Genomic DNA, 17,708 nt, shown 5'->3' with positions numbered 1-17,708 from the left:
GCCGGGCCTGGCCGGCGCGGCCGTGATGGTTTTGTCCATCCGGGCCGCGTGGCGTGCGCACGGGATACTGTCGCCCTTCCAGACTGGCGTGGCGCCATGATCCGCCTGCCCTCGATCCGCAAGAAGCTGGTCGCCGTCGTGATGGCCACCACCCTGGCCGCGCTGGTGGTCTCGGTCGGGCTGGTGATCGGCTACGACCTGCGCAGCTACCACCGCACCCTGATCAACGATCTCTCGACCCAGGCCGAGCTGGTCGGCCACATGACCTCGGCCGCCCTGTCCTTCGACGACGCGCGCCTGGCCGGCGAGAACCTGGCCCTGCTGCGCACCCGCCCGATGGTCGACGCCGCCGCCATCTACGACGACCGCGGGCGCCTGTTCGCCTCCTACGCGGCCGAGGGCGCCGGCACCGTCTTCCCGGCGCGCGCCGAAAGCGCGGGGGCGCGTGTCGAGGGCGACCATCTGGTCGTGTTCCGCCCGGTGGTCGAGAATGGCGAAACCGTGGGCACGGTCTGGCTGCGCGCCGAGAACCGCCTGCTGGCGCGTACCCTGGATTACCTGGCAATCGCGTTTGGCGTCACCTTGCTGGCGATGGCGATTGCGTATTTGTTGATGCGGCGCCTGGGCAGCATCATCACCGCGCCCATCGTGGCGATTACCGAGATCGCCCACGACGTGGTGGCGACGCGCGATTATTCGCGCCGCGCCCCGCGCATCAGCAACGACGAGGCGGCCGAGCTGGTCGATTCCTTCAACGCCATGCTGAGCGAGATCGAGAGCCGCACCCGCGAGCTGGAAGACTCGAACGCCGTCATCGCGCGCGAAGCCCAGGAACGTTCGCGCGCCCAGCAGGAAGTGATGCGCCTGAACGAACAGCTCGAACACCGGGTCGACGAACGCACCCTGCAGCTGGCGCTGGCGAACGCCGAACTGGCGAATGCCATCGACGAGGCGCGCACCGCGAACCAGGCGAAATCGGCTTTTCTTTCTTCGATGAGCCACGAGCTGCGCACGCCGCTGAACGCCATCCTCGGCTTCGCCCAGATCCTCACCTCGGAAGCGCTGCCGACCAGCGACGCGCAAAAGAAGGAATTCGCCAGCCACATCCTGAAGTCGGGGCGCCATTTGCTCACCCTGATCAACGAGATCCTCGACCTGGCCAAGGTGGAGTCGGGCACGATCCCGCTCAGCATGGAGCCGGTGGCCCTGGGCGAGATCCTGGAAGAGTGCCGCACCATGATCGCGCCGCTGGCGGCCGGGCGCGGCATCCGCGTGCTGTTCCCCGAGCAGGTGGGCGCGGTGCTGCTGGCCGACCGCACGCGCCTGAAGCAGGTGCTGCTCAATCTCCTGTCGAACGCGGTGAAGTACAACCGCGAGGCCGGCGCCGTGGTGCTCGACTGCGCCGCGGCCGGGCCGGGCCGCCTGCGCATCGCGGTGCAGGACACCGGCATGGGCCTGCGCCCCGACCAGCTCGACAGCCTGTTCCAGCCCTTCAACCGCCTGGGCCAGGAAGCCGGCGCCCAGGAAGGCACCGGCATCGGCCTGGTGGTCACGCGCCGCCTGGTGGAGCTGATGGGCGGATCGATTCACGTGAGCAGCAGTCCCGGCGTGGGCAGCGTGTTCGCGATCGAACTGGGCACCACGGCGCCGCTGGTGGGACCCAACGCGGCCGAGGATGGCGTGGCGGTGGCGTGGTCCGAACGCGCCGCCGGCGCCCCGCACCTGGTCCTGTACGTCGAGGACAACCCGGCCAACCTGCGGCTGGTCGAGGAGATCGTGCGCTTCCGGCCCGACCTGCGCCTGGTCTCCGCCAACAACGGCCCCGACGGGCTGGCGCTGGCGCGCGAACGGCGCCCCGACATCATTTTGATGGACATTAACCTGCCCGGCATGAGCGGCTACGAGGTGCTGGCCGAACTGCGCCGCGACGTGCAGACGGCCGCCATCCCGGCCATCGCCCTGTCGGCGAACGCCATGGCCAGCGACATCGAGCGCGGCATGGCGGCAGGCTTTTTCCGCTACCTGACGAAACCGGTCGACATCGACAAGTTCAACGAAGCGATCGACGGCACGCTGGCCCAGCTGGCTGCCGGGAAAGGACAAGAAACATGATCACGCCCGCCGAGGTGCGGCGTGCACGCGTGCTGGTGGTCGACGACCAGCCCGTCAACGTGCAGCTGCTCGAATACCTGCTGAAGACCACCGGCTACGAGAATGTGCACAGCACCACCGACCCGCGCCAGGTGGTGGCCCTGCACCTGAAGTACCGCTTCGACCTGATCATCCTCGACCTGCACATGCCGCACATGGACGGCTTCCAGGTGATGGAGGCCCTGAAGCCCCTGGAAAGCGAATCCTGGCTGCCGGTGCTGGTGGTGACGGCCGAACCCGATAAAAAGCTGGCCGCGCTGGAAGCCGGCGCGCGCGACTTCATCGGCAAGCCGCTCGACACGGTCGAGGTGATGACGCGCATCCGCAACCTGCTCGAAGTGCGCCTGATGCACCGCGAGTCGCTGGCCCACGGCGCCAACCTGGAACGCACGGTGCGCGAGCGCACGGCCGAGCTGGAGCGCTTCCGGCGCGCCATGGACGCCACCTCCGACGGCATCTTCCTGGTCGACGCCGCCAGTCTGGCGCTGGTGGATGTGAGCGACGGCGCCTGCCGCCTGCTCGGCTTTTCGCGCGACGCGCTGCTGCGCATCGACCCGGTAGCGCTCGGCCTGACCACCGCCGACCAGCTGCAGCGCCACCTCGACACGAATGGCGCCGCCCACGAATCCGACATCGCCGAGACCGAGCTGCTGCGCGCCGGCGGCGAAGGCGCGGTGCCGGTGGAGATCAGCTGGCAGTGGGAAGAGGCGGGCAGCAGCAAGCTCCTGATTGCCGTGGCGCGCGACATCAGCGAGCGCCGCCACGCCCAGCAGCGCCTGAAGCACCTGGCCAGCTACGACGCACTGACTGGCCTGCCGAACCGCACCCTGTTCTTCCAGAACCTGCGCGAAGCGATCGAGCTGGCCCAGGACAAGGCCTGGCGCGTGGCGGTGCTGTTCATCACGCTCGACCGCTTCAAGATCGTCAACGATTCGCTGGGCCCGGCCCTGGGCGACGAACTGCTGCGCCAGTTCAGCAACCGCCTGATGCGCGTGATGGACCTGCGCGACGCCGTCGGCCGCCTGGGCGGCGACGAGTTCGCGGTGGTGCTGAACATGACGCGCGAGCAGGGACGCGAACACAGGCGCGAGCCGGTACACGTGGCCAACGAGATCCGCGAAGCGCTGCGCACGCCCTTCGACCTGGGCGGGCAGCAAGCGGTGCTCACGGCCAGCATCGGCATCGCCATGTACCCGAGCGACGCCACCGACCCCGGCACCCTGGTGAAGTACGCCGACACCGCCATGGTGCGCGCCAAGGAAGCGGGGCGCGACGGCTACCGCTTCTTCACGGCCGGCATGAACGTGCAGGTGCTGGCGCGGCTCGACCTGGAAGTGGCGCTGCGCAGCGCGCTGGAGGGCGGGCAGTTCGTGCTGCACTACCAGCCCAAGCTGGAACTGAACACCGGCCGCGTGACCGGCGTGGAAGCGCTGCTGCGCTGGAACCGGCCCGGCCATGGCCTGGTGTACCCGGCCGAGTTCGTACCGGTGCTGGAAGAAACCGGGATGGTGGTGCGCATCGGCGACTGGATCGTCGACGAAGCCTGCCGCCAGATCGCCGAGTGGAACGCGCAGGGTGTGCGCGAGGTGCGCGTGGCCGTGAATGTGTCGAGCCGCCAGTTCGTCGAGGGCGACCTCGAAGGCGTGGTGCGCGCCGCCATCGAACGCCACGGCATCGAGCCCGGCATGCTGGAACTCGAGCTGACCGAAAGCGCGCTGATGACCAACGCCGAGCGCACCATCGAGGTGCTGCAGCGCCTGAAGAAACTCGGCATCCGCATCGCCATCGACGACTTCGGCACCGGCTACTCGTCGCTGGCTTACCTGAAGCGCTTCCCGATCGACAAGCTGAAAATCGACATCGCTTTCGTGCGCGACATCGTCACCAACCCCGACGACGCGGCGATTGCCCTGGCCATCATCAGCATGGCGCACAGCCTGCACATGCAGGTGATCGCCGAGGGGGTGGAAACGCGCGCCCAGATGGCCTACCTGCGGCGCAACCGCTGCGACGAGATCCAGGGTTTTCACTTTTCGCGCGCGCTGCCGGCCGGCCAGCTGGCCGCGCTGGTGCGCAAGAACCGCGCCACGCCCGACATGCCGGCCGCCGACGACAGCAACGTCCAGACCGTCCTGGTGGTCGACGACGATGCCGACACCCTCAGTGCGCTGCACCGCCTGTTCAGGCGCGACAACTACCGGGTGCTGACAGCATCCACGCCGTCCGAGGCCTTTGAAGCGCTGGCGCTGTACCGGGTACAGGTGGTGATGTGCGACCAGCGCATGCCGGTGATGAGCGGCACCGAGTTCCTGAGCAAGGTGAAGGAGATGTATCCGGACACGATGCGGATCATTTTGTCCGGTTATACAGGGGTGAACGTCGTGCTCGACTCGATCAACCGCGGGTCGATCTACAAGTTCTATACGAAGCCGTGGAGCGATGCGGAGTTGCGCGATAACGTGCGGCTGGCGTTCCGGCAGTACTGGATGGAGCATGGGCCGTATGATGACCGCAAGGTGCCCAGGGCGGGGTGATGGTTTGGTGGTAGGGTGTGCATGGGTACGACCGCGTGGGCACGAGTGCCTGGCGCGGCCCGGCCCACCCTACAATGTGCGCATATCAACTGCCGCCGAAATGGTCCCAACCCTTGACCTGCAAATCGATTGCTGCGCCTGAGGCATCCACGAACCGCAATCCCGCCTGCGCATCGATCGTGCCGACCCGCGTCACCGGCGTTCTGGACGCCACGCCCGCCGCGATTACCGCCTCGCGATCATCCTTCCGCGCCGTGAAACACAACTCGTAATCGTCGCCCCCGGCCACCGTGAACCGCCGCCGCCACTCTCGCGGCTGGCGCGCAAGCACCGCCCCCGCCGGCAAGGTATCCACCTCCAGCGTCGCGCCAACCCGGGACGCCGCCAGGATGTGCCCGAGATCCCCCACCAGCCCATCCGAGATATCCAGCGCCGCCGGCGGCGAGGCCAAGGCCGCCAGCGCACGCCCCAGCGCCACGCGCGGGGTCGGCATGTGCATGCGCAACGCAGCCAGCGTGTGTTCGTCCTCGCCCAGCGCATATTCTTTCCAGTACCCCGCCAGCGCCAGGCGCGCATCGCCCAGCGTCCCGGAAATCCAGATGTCGTCGCCGGCACGCGCGGCATCGCGCCGCAGCGCCTGCCCGGGTGCGACTTCGCCGAACACGGTGATGCAGATGTTGAGCGGCCCGCGCGTGGTGTCGCCGCCGATCAGCTCGCAGTCATGGGCGTCGGCCAGCGCGAACAGGCCGGCGGAAAATCCTGCCAGCCAGTCCGGATTGGCCTCGGGCAGGGCCAGGGCCAGCGTGAAGCCGAGCGGCCGCGCACCCATTGCCGCCAGGTCGGACAAGTTCACGGCCAGGCATTTATGGCCCAGCATGCGCGCGTCGGCCCCGGCAAAGAAATGCCGCCCCTCGACCAGCATGTCGGAGGAAATCGCCATCTGCATGCCGGGCGTGGGCGCAAGCAGGGCGCAGTCGTCGCCGATACCGAGTACGGCTTTGCCCGGCCGGTTGCGGCGGAAGTAGTGTTGGATGAGTTCGAATTCGGAAAGCATGCGCGCATTCTACCGTTGCCACTCTATACATACCGCACTGCCAACGATCCATAAGACTTGCTAATGTGACATCGCCTACCATCAGATAAGCTTCTAAAGCCCCCTGGGAGTGGAAAATACGTAGCCGCCAGAAAGAGTCAGTCTGATAAAATTGGAGGTTCCCCTCTAGTTCAGGAAGGCTGCAAAACATGGATTCGTCATCGGATAAAAAAGAAGAATTACGCCAACAACTGCGTGCTGCAGCGCTCGAATACCACCAGTTTCCCCGTCCCGGCAAGATCGCCGTCACCCCGACCAAGGGCCTGCTGAACCAGCGCGATTTGGCGCTGGCCTATTCGCCCGGCGTCGCGGCGCCTTGCGAAGAGATCGTCAAGGACCCGGCGGCATCGTACAAGTACACCTCGCGCGGCAATCTGGTGGCCGTGATCTCGAACGGCACCGCCGTCCTCGGCCTGGGCAACATCGGCCCGCTGGCCTCGAAGCCGGTCATGGAAGGCAAAGGCGTGCTGTTCAAGAAGTTCGCCGCGATCGACGTGTTCGACATCGAGATCGCCGAGAACGATCCCGATAAGCTGGTCGACATCATCGCTTCGCTGGAACCGACTTTCGGCGGCGTGAACCTGGAAGACATCAAGGCGCCCGAGTGCTTCTACATCGAGCGTAAACTCCGCGAGCGCATGAAGATCCCGGTCTTCCACGATGACCAGCACGGCACCGCCATCATCGTCGGCGCCGCCATCCTGAACGGCCTGAAGGTCGTCAACAAGGACATCAAGCAGTGCAAGCTGGTCGTCTCCGGCGCCGGCGCCGCGGCCCTGGCCTGCCTCGACCTGATCGTCGACCTCGGCTTCCCGATCGAGAACATCTTCGTGACCGACCTGGCGGGTGTTGTTTATAAAGGTCGTCTTGAGCTGATGGACCCGGACAAGGAACGCTTCGCGCAGGAGACCGCGCAGCGCACCTTATCGGACATTATTCCCGGCGCCGACATCTTCCTCGGCCTGTCGGCCGGCGGCGTCCTCAAGCCCGAGATGGTGGCGCAGATGGCGGCCAACCCGATCATCCTGGCGCTGGCCAACCCGAATCCGGAAATCCTGCCGGAAGACGCGAAAGCCGTGCGCAGCGACGCCATCATCGCCACCGGCCGTTCGGATTATCCGAACCAGGTGAACAACGTGCTGTGCTTCCCGTACATCTTCCGCGGCGCGCTGGACTGCGGCGCGACCACCATCACGCGCGAAATGGAAATCGCGGTCGTCCACGCGATTGCCGACCTGGCGCACGCCGAGCAGTCGGACGTGGTGGCCACCACCTACGGCATCAACAATCTGTCGTTCGGCCCTGAATACCTGATCCCGATGCCGTTCGACCCGCGCCTGCTGACCCATATCGCGCCGGCCGTGGCCAAGGCGGCGATGGAAGGCGGCGTGGCCGCGCGTCCGATCGCCGACCTCGACGCCTATGCCGAGAGCCTGCAGCAGATCGTCTACCGCAGCGGTTCGTTCATGAAGCCGCTGTTCCAGGTGGCCAAGGCCACGCCGCCGGAACTCAAGCGCATTGTGTATGCCGAGGGCGAGGACGAACGCGTGCTGCGCGCGGTGCAGGTGGTGGTGGATGAAAAGCTGGCGCGCCCGATCCTGGTCGGCCGCCCGGCCGTGCTGGAGCAGCGCATCGAGAAGTTCGGCCTGCGCCTGAAACTGGGCCAGCATTTCGACGTCATCAACCCCGACTTCGACGAGCGCTACCGCGACTACTGGCAGACCTACCACCAGATGGTGATGCGCAAGGGCGTGACCGCCGACATGGCCAAGCTGGCGATGCGCCGCCGCCATACCCTGATCGGCGCCATGATGATCCACAAGGGCGACGCCGACGGCATGATCTGCGGCACCTACGGCACCACCTGGACCCACCTCGACTTCATCGACAAGGTGCTGGGCCGCCGTGCCGGAGCCGACGTGTACGCGGCGATGAACTTCATCATCACCGAAGAGCGCCAGCTGGCGATGGTCGACACCCACGTCAACGAGAACCCGACCGCGCACGAACTGGCCGAGATCACGATGATGGCGGCCGAGGAACTGGAACGCTTCGGCATCGCCCCGCGCGTGGCGCTGCTGTCGCACTCGAACTTCGGCACCTCGGACAACGAGTCGGCACGCAAGATGCGCGACACCCTGGCCCTGGTGCAGCAGAAGGCGCCGCACCTGGAAATCGACGGCGAGATGCACGGCGACGCCGCGCTCGACTCGAAGCTGCGCGCGAAGATCATGCCGCAGTCGACGCTGAAGGGCGACGCCAACCTGGTGGTGATGCCGAACATCGACTCGGCCAACATTGCCTACAACCTGCTGAAGACCGCCGCCGGCAACGGCATCGCGGTGGGACCGGTGCTGCTCGGCTGCGCGCGTCCGGTGCACATCCTGACGCCGTCGGCCACGGTGCGCCGCATCGTGAACATGACGGCGCTGTGCGTGGTGGATGCGGTGTCGAGCCGCTAAGCTCGATCATGTTTGTCCTCCCGTGCCGATAAAAGTTCGGGCAGGATAAAGGTAACTTGCGGTCACTCACAGGCGAGCATGCTCGCCTGTTTTTTTTGCCTTGAACAAGTAACAATCCGTAAGCGGAACCCGGAAGTGTGGTGTTTGGCGCAATAATGCTGCCGATTTGCAGCAGGGACCGCTTTCTGATAGCAGCCACTGCCTTTACGGGATATGGCTCTGTTACAATATGGGGTTGTCAGAAAAGTATTTGATCGACCCGAGCACTCATCCGGAACTCCATTACCATGCAAAACACAACGAAACGTGCCGTCGTTACCGGCATTACCGGCCAGGACGGCGCTTACCTGGCGCAGCTGCTGCTTGAAAAGGGCTACCACGTTACCGGCACTTTCCGCCGCGCCAGCTCGACCAATTTCTGGCGCATCGAGGAACTGGGCATTGCCGCGCACCCGAACCTGTCGCTGGTCGAATACGACCTGACCGACCTGGCATCGAGCCTGCGCCTGATCCAGACCGCCGAGCCGGACGAGGTGTACAACCTGGCCGCGCAAAGCTTCGTCGGCGTTTCCTTCGACCAGCCGCTGACCACCGCCTCGATCACCGGCCTGGGCGCCGTCAACCTGCTCGAAGCGATCCGCATGGTCAATCCGAAGATCCGCTTCTACCAGGCATCGACCTCGGAAATGTTCGGCCAGGTGCAGGCCATCCCGCAAGTCGAGGATACCCCGTTCTACCCGCGCAGCCCGTACGGCGTGGCCAAGCTGTACGCGCACTGGATGACGATCAACTACCGCGAGAGCTACGGCATCTTCGGCTCCTCGGGCATCCTGTTCAACCACGAGTCGCCGCTGCGCGGCCGTGAGTTCGTCACCCGCAAGATCACCGACTCGGTCGCCAAGATCGTGCTGAACAAGCTCGACGTCCTCGAGCTGGGCAACATGGACGCCAAGCGCGACTGGGGCTACGCCAAGGAATACGTCGAGGGCATGTGGCGCATGCTGCAGGCCGACCGTCCAGACACCTATGTGCTGGCGACCAACCGCACCGAGACCGTGCGCGACTTCGTCACCATGGCCTTCAAGGGCGCCGACATCAATCTCGAATGGAGCGGCAGCGCCGAGAACGAAACCGCGCGCTGCGCCAACAGCGGCAAGACCCTGGTGCGCGTGTCGCCGAAGTTCTACCGTCCGGCCGAAGTCGAACTCCTGATCGGTAACCCGGAAAAGGCCAAGCGCGAGCTGGGCTGGGAACCGAAAACCACGCTGGAAGAGCTGTGCCAGATGATGGTCGACGCCGACCTGCGCCGCAACGAGCAGGGCGCCTCGTTCTGACATGAGCGTACCGCGTCCGCAGTTGTTGGCTGAGGTGTGCGAAGGCGCAGGCCGGCGCGCGCTTGTTACCGGCCTGCGTGGCTTTACCGGCGTCTACATGGAGCGCGAGCTGGCTGCGGCCGGGTACCAGGTATTCGGCATGGCGGCGCCGGGCGCGGCGGATCAACCCGGCGTGTTCCCCGTCGACCTGTGCGACCGTGCGGCCGTGGGCGCGATGGTCGAGCAGGTCCAGCCCGACGTAGTCGTGCACCTGGCCGGCATCGCACGGGTCGAGCATGGCAATGCGGAACAGATTTACCGTATCAACGTAGCCGGTACCCGGAACCTGCTGGAAGCACTGGCCGGCATGTCGCGCACCCCCTCGGCCGTGCTGCTGGCCTCGTCGGCGAATGTCTACGGCAATGCCAGTGTTTCGCTCATCGATGAATCGGTGGCGCCGGCGCCGGCCAACGATTACGCCGTCAGCAAGCTGGCGATGGAATACATGGCGCGCCTGTGGGAAGACCGGCTGCCGATCATCCTGGCGCGTCCGTTCAACTACACCGGCCGTGGCCAGAGCGAACAGTTCCTGCTGCCGAAGATCGTCGCCCATTTCCGGCGCAGGGCAAGCACGATTGAACTGGGCAACCTGGAGATCGCACGCGATTTCTCCGATGTGCGCATGGTCGTGCACAGTTACCGCCGCCTGCTGGCGGCCGCACCTGCGGGCGAGACCTTCAACGTCTGTTCCGGACGCAGTCACTCGCTGTCGAACGTGCTCGACCTGATGGCGGAAATTGCCGGTTACCGCATCGACGTCCGGGTCAATCCGGCGTTCGTTCGCGCCAACGACGTGCTGACCCTTACCGGGGACAATAGCAAGCTGGTGGCACGGATCGGCCAGGTGCAGACGCGGCCCTTATCCGAAACCTTGCGCTGGATGGCGGAGGATTGAGCATGACCGGGCCTGGCACCATGCAGAGCCGGGCCGCAAGGCAGCATCGTCGTGCTGTATTGACCGCTTGCGTGCCGTCATGTGCCGGCATGGCTTGCGGTATCGTTTTCGCGCACTAAGCGTTCATTTTTCACCACGTCCATGCGCGTCCTCCATTTCTACAAGACCTATTATCCCGACACCGTAGGCGGGGTCGAACAGACCATCCGCCAGATGTGCGTCGGCACCGGCCGCCTCGGCGTGACCAACACCGTGCTGTCGCTGTCGCGCGAGAAGAACCTGCAGCCGATCGCCTTCGAAGGCCACACCGTGCACCGCGTGCCGCTCGACTTCGAGATCGCCTCGAACGCCTGCTCGTACGCCGCGCTCGGCGCCCTGGCGCGCCTGGCGCGCGAGGCCGACGTGGTGCATTACCACTTCCCCTGGCCCTTCATGGACCTGGCCCATTTCATGGCGCGCGTGCGCAAGCCGACGGTGGTCAGCTACCACTCCGACATCGTGCGCCAGAAGAACCTGCTGCGCCTGTACCAGCCGCTGAAGCACCGCTTCCTGCGCAGCGTCGACGCCATCGTCGCCGCCTCGCCGAACTACCTGGAATCGTCGGCGGTGCTGGCGCGCTACCCGGGCAAGGCCCGCGTCATCACCTATGGCCTGGACCAGGCCAGCTATCCGCAACCCGACCCGGCGCGGCTGGCGTACTGGCGCGAGCGGGTCGGCCCGAAGTTCTTCCTGTTCGTCGGCGTGCTGCGCTACTACAAGGGCCTGCACGTGCTGCTCGACGCGGTGGCCGGCACCGAGTATCCGCTGGTGATCGTCGGCGCCGGGCCGGAAGAGGCGGCGCTCAAGGCCCAGGCTGCGCGCCTGGGGCTGAAGAACGTGCTGTTCACGGGCGCCGTCGACGAGCACGACAAGGTCGCGCTGCTGACCCTGGCCTATGCCTTTGCCTTCCCTTCGCACCTGCGCTCGGAGGCCTTTGGCGTGTCGCTGCTGGAAGGGGCGATGTACGGCAAGCCGATGGTCTCGTGCGAGATCGGCACCGGCACCAGCTACATCAACATCGCCGGCGAGACTGGGCTGGTGGTGCCGCCGGACGATGCGCAGGCCTTGCGCGCAGCGCTGCGCACCCTGTGGAACGACCCGGAACTGGCGCGCGCCATGGGCGGCAATGCGACCCGGCGTTTCGAGGAAGTGTTCACCTCGGCGCAGATGGCAAACGGCTATACCGCGCTGTACCGCGAAGTGCTGGCCAGGCATGCCGGCGCGCCGCAGGCGCCCGTGCCGGTGGCGCCGCCGGTAACGCCGGAATAAGCGAAGCAGGGGAAAAGCAAAAGGGGCGCAGCGCGCCCCTTTGTGTTTTTTGTAGGGTGGGCACTTGTGCCCACGCGGTACGGCATGTGATCGATCGGGATGGCCGCGCAGCGCCCGGTTCGGCAGAGTCTCGTTCTCACGGTGCGTTTTCGATATCGCAAACGCCGCACCGCGTGGGCACAAGTGCCCACCCTCCGACCCCGAACCCCGAGCCCGCAGCCCGCAGCCGCTTACGCGAATTGCGCCTCCGCTTCGGCTTCGACCTTCTCCGCCCAGCGCAGCCGCACCGTACGGATTGCCGGCAGCTGGGCCACGAACAAATCGACCAGCGCCGGATCGAAGTGCTTGCCCTTTTGCTGCACCAGGTAGTCCACCGCTTCTTCCTCGCTCCAGGCGCGCTTGTAGGGGCGCACCGAGGTCAGGGCGTCGAACACGTCGGCAATCGCCACGATGCGGCCGGCGAGCGGGATGCGCTCGCCAACCAGCTTGTTCGGGTAGCCGCTGCCGTCGTACTTCTCGTGGTGGGTGATGGCGATGTCGTGCGCCAGCTTCAGCATGCCGCCTTCGTGCTCGCCGATGATCTCGGCGCCGATGGTGGCGTGGCTCTGCATGATCTTCCATTCGTCCGGATCGAGCGGCCCGGCCTTTTGCAGGATGCGGTCGGGGATGCCGATCTTGCCGACGTCGTGCATCGGCGCGGCGTGCAGCAGGTCGTCGGCTTCCTCTTCGGTCATGCCGGCGGCCAGGCCCAGGATGCGCGCGAAATGGCTCATGCGGATCACGTGCAGGCCGGTCTCGTTGTCCTTGTACTCGGCCGCCAGGCCGAGGCGCTGGACGATCGCCAGGCGCGAGGCCTTCAGTTCCTCGGTGCGCACCAGCGACAGGTGGGTGCGCACGCGCGCGCGCACCAGCGGCGGGCTGATCGGCTTGGTGATGTAGTCGACGGCGCCGGCCTCGAAGCCTTCCAGCTCGTCGGCGGTGTCGGTCAGGGCGGTGACGAACACCACGGGAATCGGCGCCGTCATCGGGTTCGCCTTCAGCGCGGCGCAGACTTCGTAGCCGCTCATCCCCGGCATCATCACGTCGAGCAGCACCAGGTCGGGGCGCTCCTTGACCGCCAGTTCCAGCGCGCGCGCGCCGTCCTTGGCGAACAGCAGGCGGTAATGGTCCTGCAGGATCTGGCGCAGCAGTTGCAGGTTGCTGGCTTCGTCGTCGACCGCCAGGATCAGCGGACGGGTGATGTTATTGCTCATTGCATCGTTTCCTGTGGCGTTGCATCGTCATGGGTAGAAAGGGACTCGAGGGCGATCAGCACGGTGTCGAGCTGCTGCTGGGCGAGGTCGAAGTCGAAGTCGGCCAGGGCCGCCTGGACCTGGGTCACGCGCACGGCCACCGGGTGGCCGGCCAGCGCCGCGGCCAGGCCGGCCATGGCCGCGTCGTCGAGCGCGCCGCGCGCCAGCGCATCGTGCAGCAGGCCGCCGGCGCGGCGTGCGCGCGCCAGGTCGAGGGTGGCGCCGCCGGCGTCCGGCGCAGGGGCGGCGGACGGGCGGCTGCTGCGGGTCAGGTCCAGCGCCTCGGCATGGGCGGCATCGACCGCGTCCAGCGCCGCCGGCAGCAGCGCGCTGGCGGCCAGCTGCTGGCCCTTGTCGCCTTCGGCCAGCGCTTCCAGCCCGGCGAGCGCGTCGCTCAGCAGCTCCAGGCCGAGATTCGCGGCCACGCCGCGCGTCTTGTGCGCCAGCATGCGCAGCGACGGATAGTCGGCGGCGTCGGCAAAGCCGCGCAGGAACTGCGGCAGCAGCGCCTGCTGGGCGTGGAAGTGGGCCAGCGCCTCCAGGTAGGCGTCTTCCTTGCCGCCCCAGCGGTGCACGCCGCCGACGCGGTTCCAGGCCTGGCGCCCGACCGCCGGCGCATCCGGCGCCGCGTGCGAACCGATGCCGAGCACGCGCGCGATCTCGTGCGAAAGCGTGAACCAGTCGACCGGCTTGGTCGCGAAACCGTCCATCCCGACTTCCTGGCTGGCGCGGCGGTGCTCGGCCAGTACGCTGGCGGTCATGGCGATCACCGGCACGCGCGGGCGGCCGGCGGCTTCGGCCTGCTCGCGGATCAGGCGCGTGGCGCTCAAGCCGTCGATGGTCGGCATCTGGAAGTCCATCAGGATCAGGTCGAAGTCCTGGTGCGCGGCCAGTTCCACCACCTGGGCGCCATCCGCGGCGCCGGTCATGGTGTGGCCGCGGCGCGCCATCAACAGCTGCAGCAGCTCCAGGTTCTGCGGCACGTCGTCGGCTACCAGCACGCGCAGGCGCGGCAGGGCGGCGGCGGTGCGCACGCGCGCCTGCTGCGGTGCGAAGCGCGCCACCACCAGCGGCAGCAGCACGTGGAAGGTGGCGCCTTCGCCCACGGTACTCTCGGCCCAGATCTTCCCGCCCATCAGCTCGACCAGCTGTTTACTGATCGTGGTGCCGAGACCGGTGCCGCCGAAGCGGCGCGTCATCGAGGCATCGGCCTGGGTGAACGGGTCGAAGATCGCGTCCAGGCGCTCGGGCGCGATGCCGATGCCGGTATCTTTCACGGAAAAGTGCAGCTGGTCGCCCTGCGGCTCGGCGCGCAGCACCACGCTGCCGGCGGCGGTGAACTTGATCGCGTTGTCGAGCAGGTTGGTCAGCACCTGGCGGATGCGCAGCTCGTCGCCGCGCAAATTGGTCGGCAGCGCCGGGTCGTAGTGGATGTCCACGTGCAGGCCCTTGGCGCGCGCGTTGGCGGCCAGCGTCGACGACAGCTCGTCGATCAGCGAGAGCAGGTTGTAGTCGTTGATCTCGAGTTCGACCGCGCCTTTTTCCAGCTTGGCGGTATCCAGGATCTCGTTCAGCAGGCGCAGCAGCGAGCGGCCGGCGTTGCGCACGGTATCCAGGTGACGCCGCTGTCCCGGCGCCAGTTCGCCGTCGAGCAGCACGTCGGTGAAGCCGAGGATGGCGTTCATCGGCGTGCGGATCTCGTGGCTCATGTTGGCGACAAAGGTGGCGCGCGCGGCGGCAGCCTGCTCGGCGTTCTCCTTGGCTTCGCGCAGCGCTTCTTCCATCATGCGGCGCTCGCTGATGTCGAGGATCACGCCGTCGAGCCAGGCCAGCTTGCCTTCGTCGTCGCGCACGGCGGCGCCGTTCTCCCACAGCCAGCGAGTCGTGCCGTCGGCGTGCAGCAGGCGGTATTCGACCAGCCAGGGGCGGTTTTCGCGGAGCGCGGTCTCGATTGCTTCCGACACGCGCACGCGGTCGGCGGCGTGGATCAGGGCGCCGAAGCAGCGGCGCGGTGGGGTATCGGGCGAGGTGCCGATGAAATCGCGCGCCGGATAGCCGGCCACGCGCTCGACGGCGTCGCTGATGAACACCATCGGGTGCGTGCCTTCGAAACGGCTGCGATAGGAGATGCCGGGAATGGTGCCGATCAGGGAACGGAACTGCTGCTCGCTGGCGCGCAGCGCCTGGACCATCTCGCGCCGCTCGGTGATGTCGGTGACGAAGCAGACGAACAGTTCCTGGTCTTCCAGGCGCGCGTGGCCGATGGCGACGCGGATCGGCACCAGGCTGCCGTCGCGGCGCAGGGCCTCGACTTCGGCGTTGTCGGGGGCGGCCTGGGTGCCGCTGCTGGCCAGGTAGCCGAACAGGCCGGCGCGGCTGGCCTGGTCGCCTTCGGGCAGGAGCAGGCCGGCGTTGCCGCCGACGATCTCGTCGCGGCGCCAGCCGAAGATCTTCTCGGCCGAGGCATTGAATTCGCGGATGGTGCCTTCGCGGTCGATCGTGATCACGCCGTCGATGGTGGTGGTGAGCAGGGCGCGCATCCAGGCTTCGCTGCGCGAGAGATCGGCGTACAGGCGGCGGTAGCGCAGCAGGCCGTTGGCGGCCAGCACCAGCACGGTGAACAGCACGGTAATCAGGGAAATGCCCAGCGCCAGCGCGGTGGTGTCGGACGACGCCGGCGCGTTCGGGTCGATGCGGCCGACGAAGCGCGCAGCCGCCATGCCGGTGTAGTGCATGCCCGAGATGGCGCAGCCCATGACGGTGGCGGCCAGCAGCAGGCGCCCGCCTTCGCCCAGGCGCGCAAAGCGCGACAGCCCGAAGCGCACCCACAACGCCAGCGTGGCCAGCACCACGGCCACCACGATCGACAGCAGGAACATGCCCAGGTCGTAGCGCAGGGCCAGGCCCATCTGCATGCCTTCCATGCCGGCATAGTGCATGGCGCCGATGCCGGCGCCGACCAGCACGCCGCCGGCCAGCAGGCCGCCGGCGCCGAGCCGTTCGCGCGCGATCAGGCTCAGGGCCACGTACGAGGCGAAGATGCTCGGCAGGCTGGACAGGATGGTGGTCATCGGGTCATACACGACCTGGGTGCACAGATTAAAGGCGAGCATGCCGATGAAGTGCATGGCCCAGACCCCGGCGCCGAGCGCCAGGCTGCCGGTCAGCAGGAAGACCGTGCGCTGGCTGCTGCGCTGGCGGGCCTGGCCCGCGATCTGCAAGCCCATCCACGACGAAAAGATCGCCACAAGCAGCGACAGCAGCACGAGCTTGGTATCGTGGATGCCGTAGCTGAGCAGCGACGGGTCATCGGGCAGGGTGAAAAGCTGCATGGCGTCTTTCGGGAAACCTTAAATCAGTAAAAACAGAAACGGCGGGCGTACAAAATTATGACACTTTCCGTATGGAAAGTCTTGGTTTTATGCGGAAAACTTATAATGCTGCTATCGCATGTGTAGCGTGCTTGCGACCATGCATGCGAGCGTTCGCTTTGACCTAGTTCCTTGCGGTATGCTTATTGCATGGATGACCTGTCCTATCAGCTTATTTGATCACCGGCGGCGTACCAGGGAGGGCAAGACCATGCGAATCGGACTCATCACGGCAGGCGTCGCCTGTCTGCTCATGTTCGCCTCCATGCCGACACGCGCCGCTCCGGCAGCGCAGCTTGCCGGCAGCCTTTACATCGCCACCGAGGAGGCCGCGCCTTCGAGCATGCGCGATGCCGGCGGCCGGGTTGTCGGCATTGCCACTGACAAGGTGCGCGCAGCCATGGCGCGCGCCGGCGTGACCTACATCATCGAAACGCTGCCCTGGAAGCGCGCCTACGCCGCCGCCCGCGAACGCGCTGACGCATGTGTTTATTCAACCACCCGCACGCCCGAGCGCGAAGCCCTGTTCAAGTGGGTAGGCCCGACCGACAGTGCACAGTGGGTGCTGATGGCGCGTGCCGACCGCCGCATGGCAATCAGGACACTGGAGGATGCGCTGCCCTACCGGATCGGCACCTATTACGGCGACGCCCGCGACGACTACCTGCGCAGCCGCGGCTTCACCGTCGACACCGCCCCACATGACCTGCTCAATCCACAAAAACTGCTGCTGGGGCGGATCGACCTGTGGGCCGCTTCGCTGCGGCGCGAAAGCACGGTGCTGGAACAGAACGGCTGGAAGGGCAAGATCGTGCCGGTGTTTGCATTCAGCCGGCAGGACGTGTTCCTGGCCTGTAACCGGGGCGTGCCGGATGCGGTGATTGCACGCCTGAACGCCGCGTTTGTGGCGCTCGAGCGCGATGGGACGCTGAAGCGGATCGAGCGCAGCTACGACCGCTGGACGCCGGCGGCAAGCAAGTAAACCTGAGGAGCCAGTGCAGCGATGGCGCTTGTACCGGGGTCGGAAAACAAAAAACCGCGTCCTCTACAAGGAAACGCGGTTTTGTCATGTCATGGTGTTGTGCTGGTGCCTCCGGCCGGAATCGAACCGGCACGCCTTACGGCGCTTGATTTTGAGTCAAGTGCGTCTACCAATTCCGCCACAGAGGCCTTGCACACAACGAGGCCGCATATTAGCACACCGATTCTATTGCTGGCCAGTTTACAGC

10 protein-coding genes and 1 tRNA gene are annotated in these 17,708 nt (G+C 66.5%); 7 read left to right on the top strand and 4 right to left on the bottom strand.

Features of this window, described 5'->3' with window-relative positions; genetic code table 11:
• Positions 1 to 96: 96 nt before the first annotated feature.
• Positions 97 to 2,112, top strand: coding sequence for a sensor histidine kinase, YfiR-like protein-associated (locus QWL29_RS19435; protein WP_305824528.1), 2,016 nt, complete (start codon positions 97 to 99; stop codon positions 2,110 to 2,112).
• On the top strand, positions 2,109 to 4,685 hold the full coding sequence (locus tag QWL29_RS19430; RefSeq protein WP_305824527.1) for an EAL domain-containing protein: 2,577 nt from the start codon (positions 2,109 to 2,111) through the stop codon (positions 4,683 to 4,685). The genes QWL29_RS19435 and QWL29_RS19430 overlap by 4 nt, the downstream gene beginning before the upstream one ends.
• A gap of 85 nt (positions 4,686 to 4,770) precedes the next feature.
• Here QWL29_RS19430 and thiL read toward each other — a convergent pair whose 3' ends face one another.
• Entirely contained in the window at positions 4,771 to 5,739 is a 969-nt protein-coding gene (thiL, locus tag QWL29_RS19425) for a thiamine-phosphate kinase (RefSeq protein WP_305824526.1), read from the bottom strand.
• A gap of 188 nt (positions 5,740 to 5,927) precedes the next feature.
• Between thiL and QWL29_RS19420 the strand changes: the two genes are divergently transcribed.
• The 4 genes from QWL29_RS19420 (at position 5,928) to QWL29_RS19405 (ending at position 11,816) form a co-directional block, all read left to right on the top strand.
• Positions 5,928 to 8,240, top strand: a complete 2,313-nt coding sequence (locus QWL29_RS19420) for an NADP-dependent malic enzyme (RefSeq protein WP_305824525.1) — start codon at positions 5,928 to 5,930, stop codon at positions 8,238 to 8,240.
• A gap of 287 nt (positions 8,241 to 8,527) precedes the next feature.
• Positions 8,528 to 9,574, top strand: coding sequence for a GDP-mannose 4,6-dehydratase (gene gmd / locus QWL29_RS19415; protein WP_305824524.1), 1,047 nt, complete (start codon positions 8,528 to 8,530; stop codon positions 9,572 to 9,574).
• A gap of 1 nt (position 9,575) precedes the next feature.
• A complete protein-coding gene (locus QWL29_RS19410) occupies positions 9,576 to 10,508 on the top strand; it encodes a GDP-mannose 4,6-dehydratase (protein WP_305824523.1) in 933 nt (310 codons plus the stop codon).
• A 141-nt stretch (positions 10,509 to 10,649) separates the two neighbouring features.
• Complete coding sequence (locus QWL29_RS19405) at positions 10,650 to 11,816, top strand: glycosyltransferase family 4 protein (protein WP_305824522.1); 1,167 nt, start codon at positions 10,650 to 10,652, stop codon at positions 11,814 to 11,816.
• A 230-nt stretch (positions 11,817 to 12,046) separates the two neighbouring features.
• On the opposite strand, the gene QWL29_RS19400 is transcribed toward QWL29_RS19405, so the two are convergent.
• Together QWL29_RS19400 and QWL29_RS19395 are read right to left on the bottom strand one after the other, a co-directional pair.
• The gene (locus QWL29_RS19400) at positions 12,047 to 13,069 is read right to left on the bottom strand and encodes a response regulator (protein WP_305824521.1); all 1,023 of its coding nucleotides are present in this window, start codon (positions 13,067 to 13,069) and stop codon (positions 12,047 to 12,049) included.
• Positions 13,066 to 16,440, bottom strand: a complete 3,375-nt coding sequence (locus tag QWL29_RS19395; RefSeq protein WP_305824520.1) for an MHYT domain-containing protein — start codon at positions 16,438 to 16,440, stop codon at positions 13,066 to 13,068. The genes QWL29_RS19400 and QWL29_RS19395 overlap by 4 nt, the downstream gene beginning before the upstream one ends.
• 250 nt (positions 16,441 to 16,690) lie before the next feature.
• Between QWL29_RS19395 and QWL29_RS19390 the strand changes: the two genes are divergently transcribed.
• Positions 16,691 to 17,461: a substrate-binding periplasmic protein gene (locus tag QWL29_RS19390; protein ID WP_305824519.1), complete on the top strand. Its 771-nt coding sequence runs from the start codon at positions 16,691 to 16,693 to the stop codon at positions 17,459 to 17,461.
• A gap of 103 nt (positions 17,462 to 17,564) precedes the next feature.
• Here QWL29_RS19390 and QWL29_RS19385 read toward each other — a convergent pair.
• Positions 17,565 to 17,649 (bottom strand) — tRNA-Leu (locus QWL29_RS19385).
• Positions 17,650 to 17,708: the final 59 nt, after the last annotated feature.

The organism is Massilia brevitalea (assembly GCF_030711405.1).
GTDB lineage: Bacteria > Pseudomonadota > Gammaproteobacteria > Burkholderiales > Burkholderiaceae_D > Telluria > Telluria brevitalea.
Note: the sequence above shows the minus strand (reverse complement) of the source record. Positions and strands in the feature narration are given on the sequence as shown.

Coding starts and splice junctions, on each gene's coding strand:
- QWL29_RS19435 (WP_305824528.1), top strand. CDS start 97: ATGATCCGCCTGCCCTCGATCCGCAAGAAGCTGGTCGCCGTCGTGATG.
- QWL29_RS19430 (WP_305824527.1), top strand. CDS start 2,109: ATGATCACGCCCGCCGAGGTGCGGCGTGCACGCGTGCTGGTGGTCGAC.
- thiL (WP_305824526.1), bottom strand. CDS start 5,739: ATGCTTTCCGAATTCGAACTCATCCAACACTACTTCCGCCGCAACCGG.
- QWL29_RS19420 (WP_305824525.1), top strand. CDS start 5,928: ATGGATTCGTCATCGGATAAAAAAGAAGAATTACGCCAACAACTGCGT.
- gmd (WP_305824524.1), top strand. CDS start 8,528: ATGCAAAACACAACGAAACGTGCCGTCGTTACCGGCATTACCGGCCAG.
- QWL29_RS19410 (WP_305824523.1), top strand. CDS start 9,576: ATGAGCGTACCGCGTCCGCAGTTGTTGGCTGAGGTGTGCGAAGGCGCA.
- QWL29_RS19405 (WP_305824522.1), top strand. CDS start 10,650: ATGCGCGTCCTCCATTTCTACAAGACCTATTATCCCGACACCGTAGGC.
- QWL29_RS19400 (WP_305824521.1), bottom strand. CDS start 13,069: ATGAGCAATAACATCACCCGTCCGCTGATCCTGGCGGTCGACGACGAA.
- QWL29_RS19395 (WP_305824520.1), bottom strand. CDS start 16,440: ATGCAGCTTTTCACCCTGCCCGATGACCCGTCGCTGCTCAGCTACGGC.
- QWL29_RS19390 (WP_305824519.1), top strand. CDS start 16,691: ATGCGAATCGGACTCATCACGGCAGGCGTCGCCTGTCTGCTCATGTTC.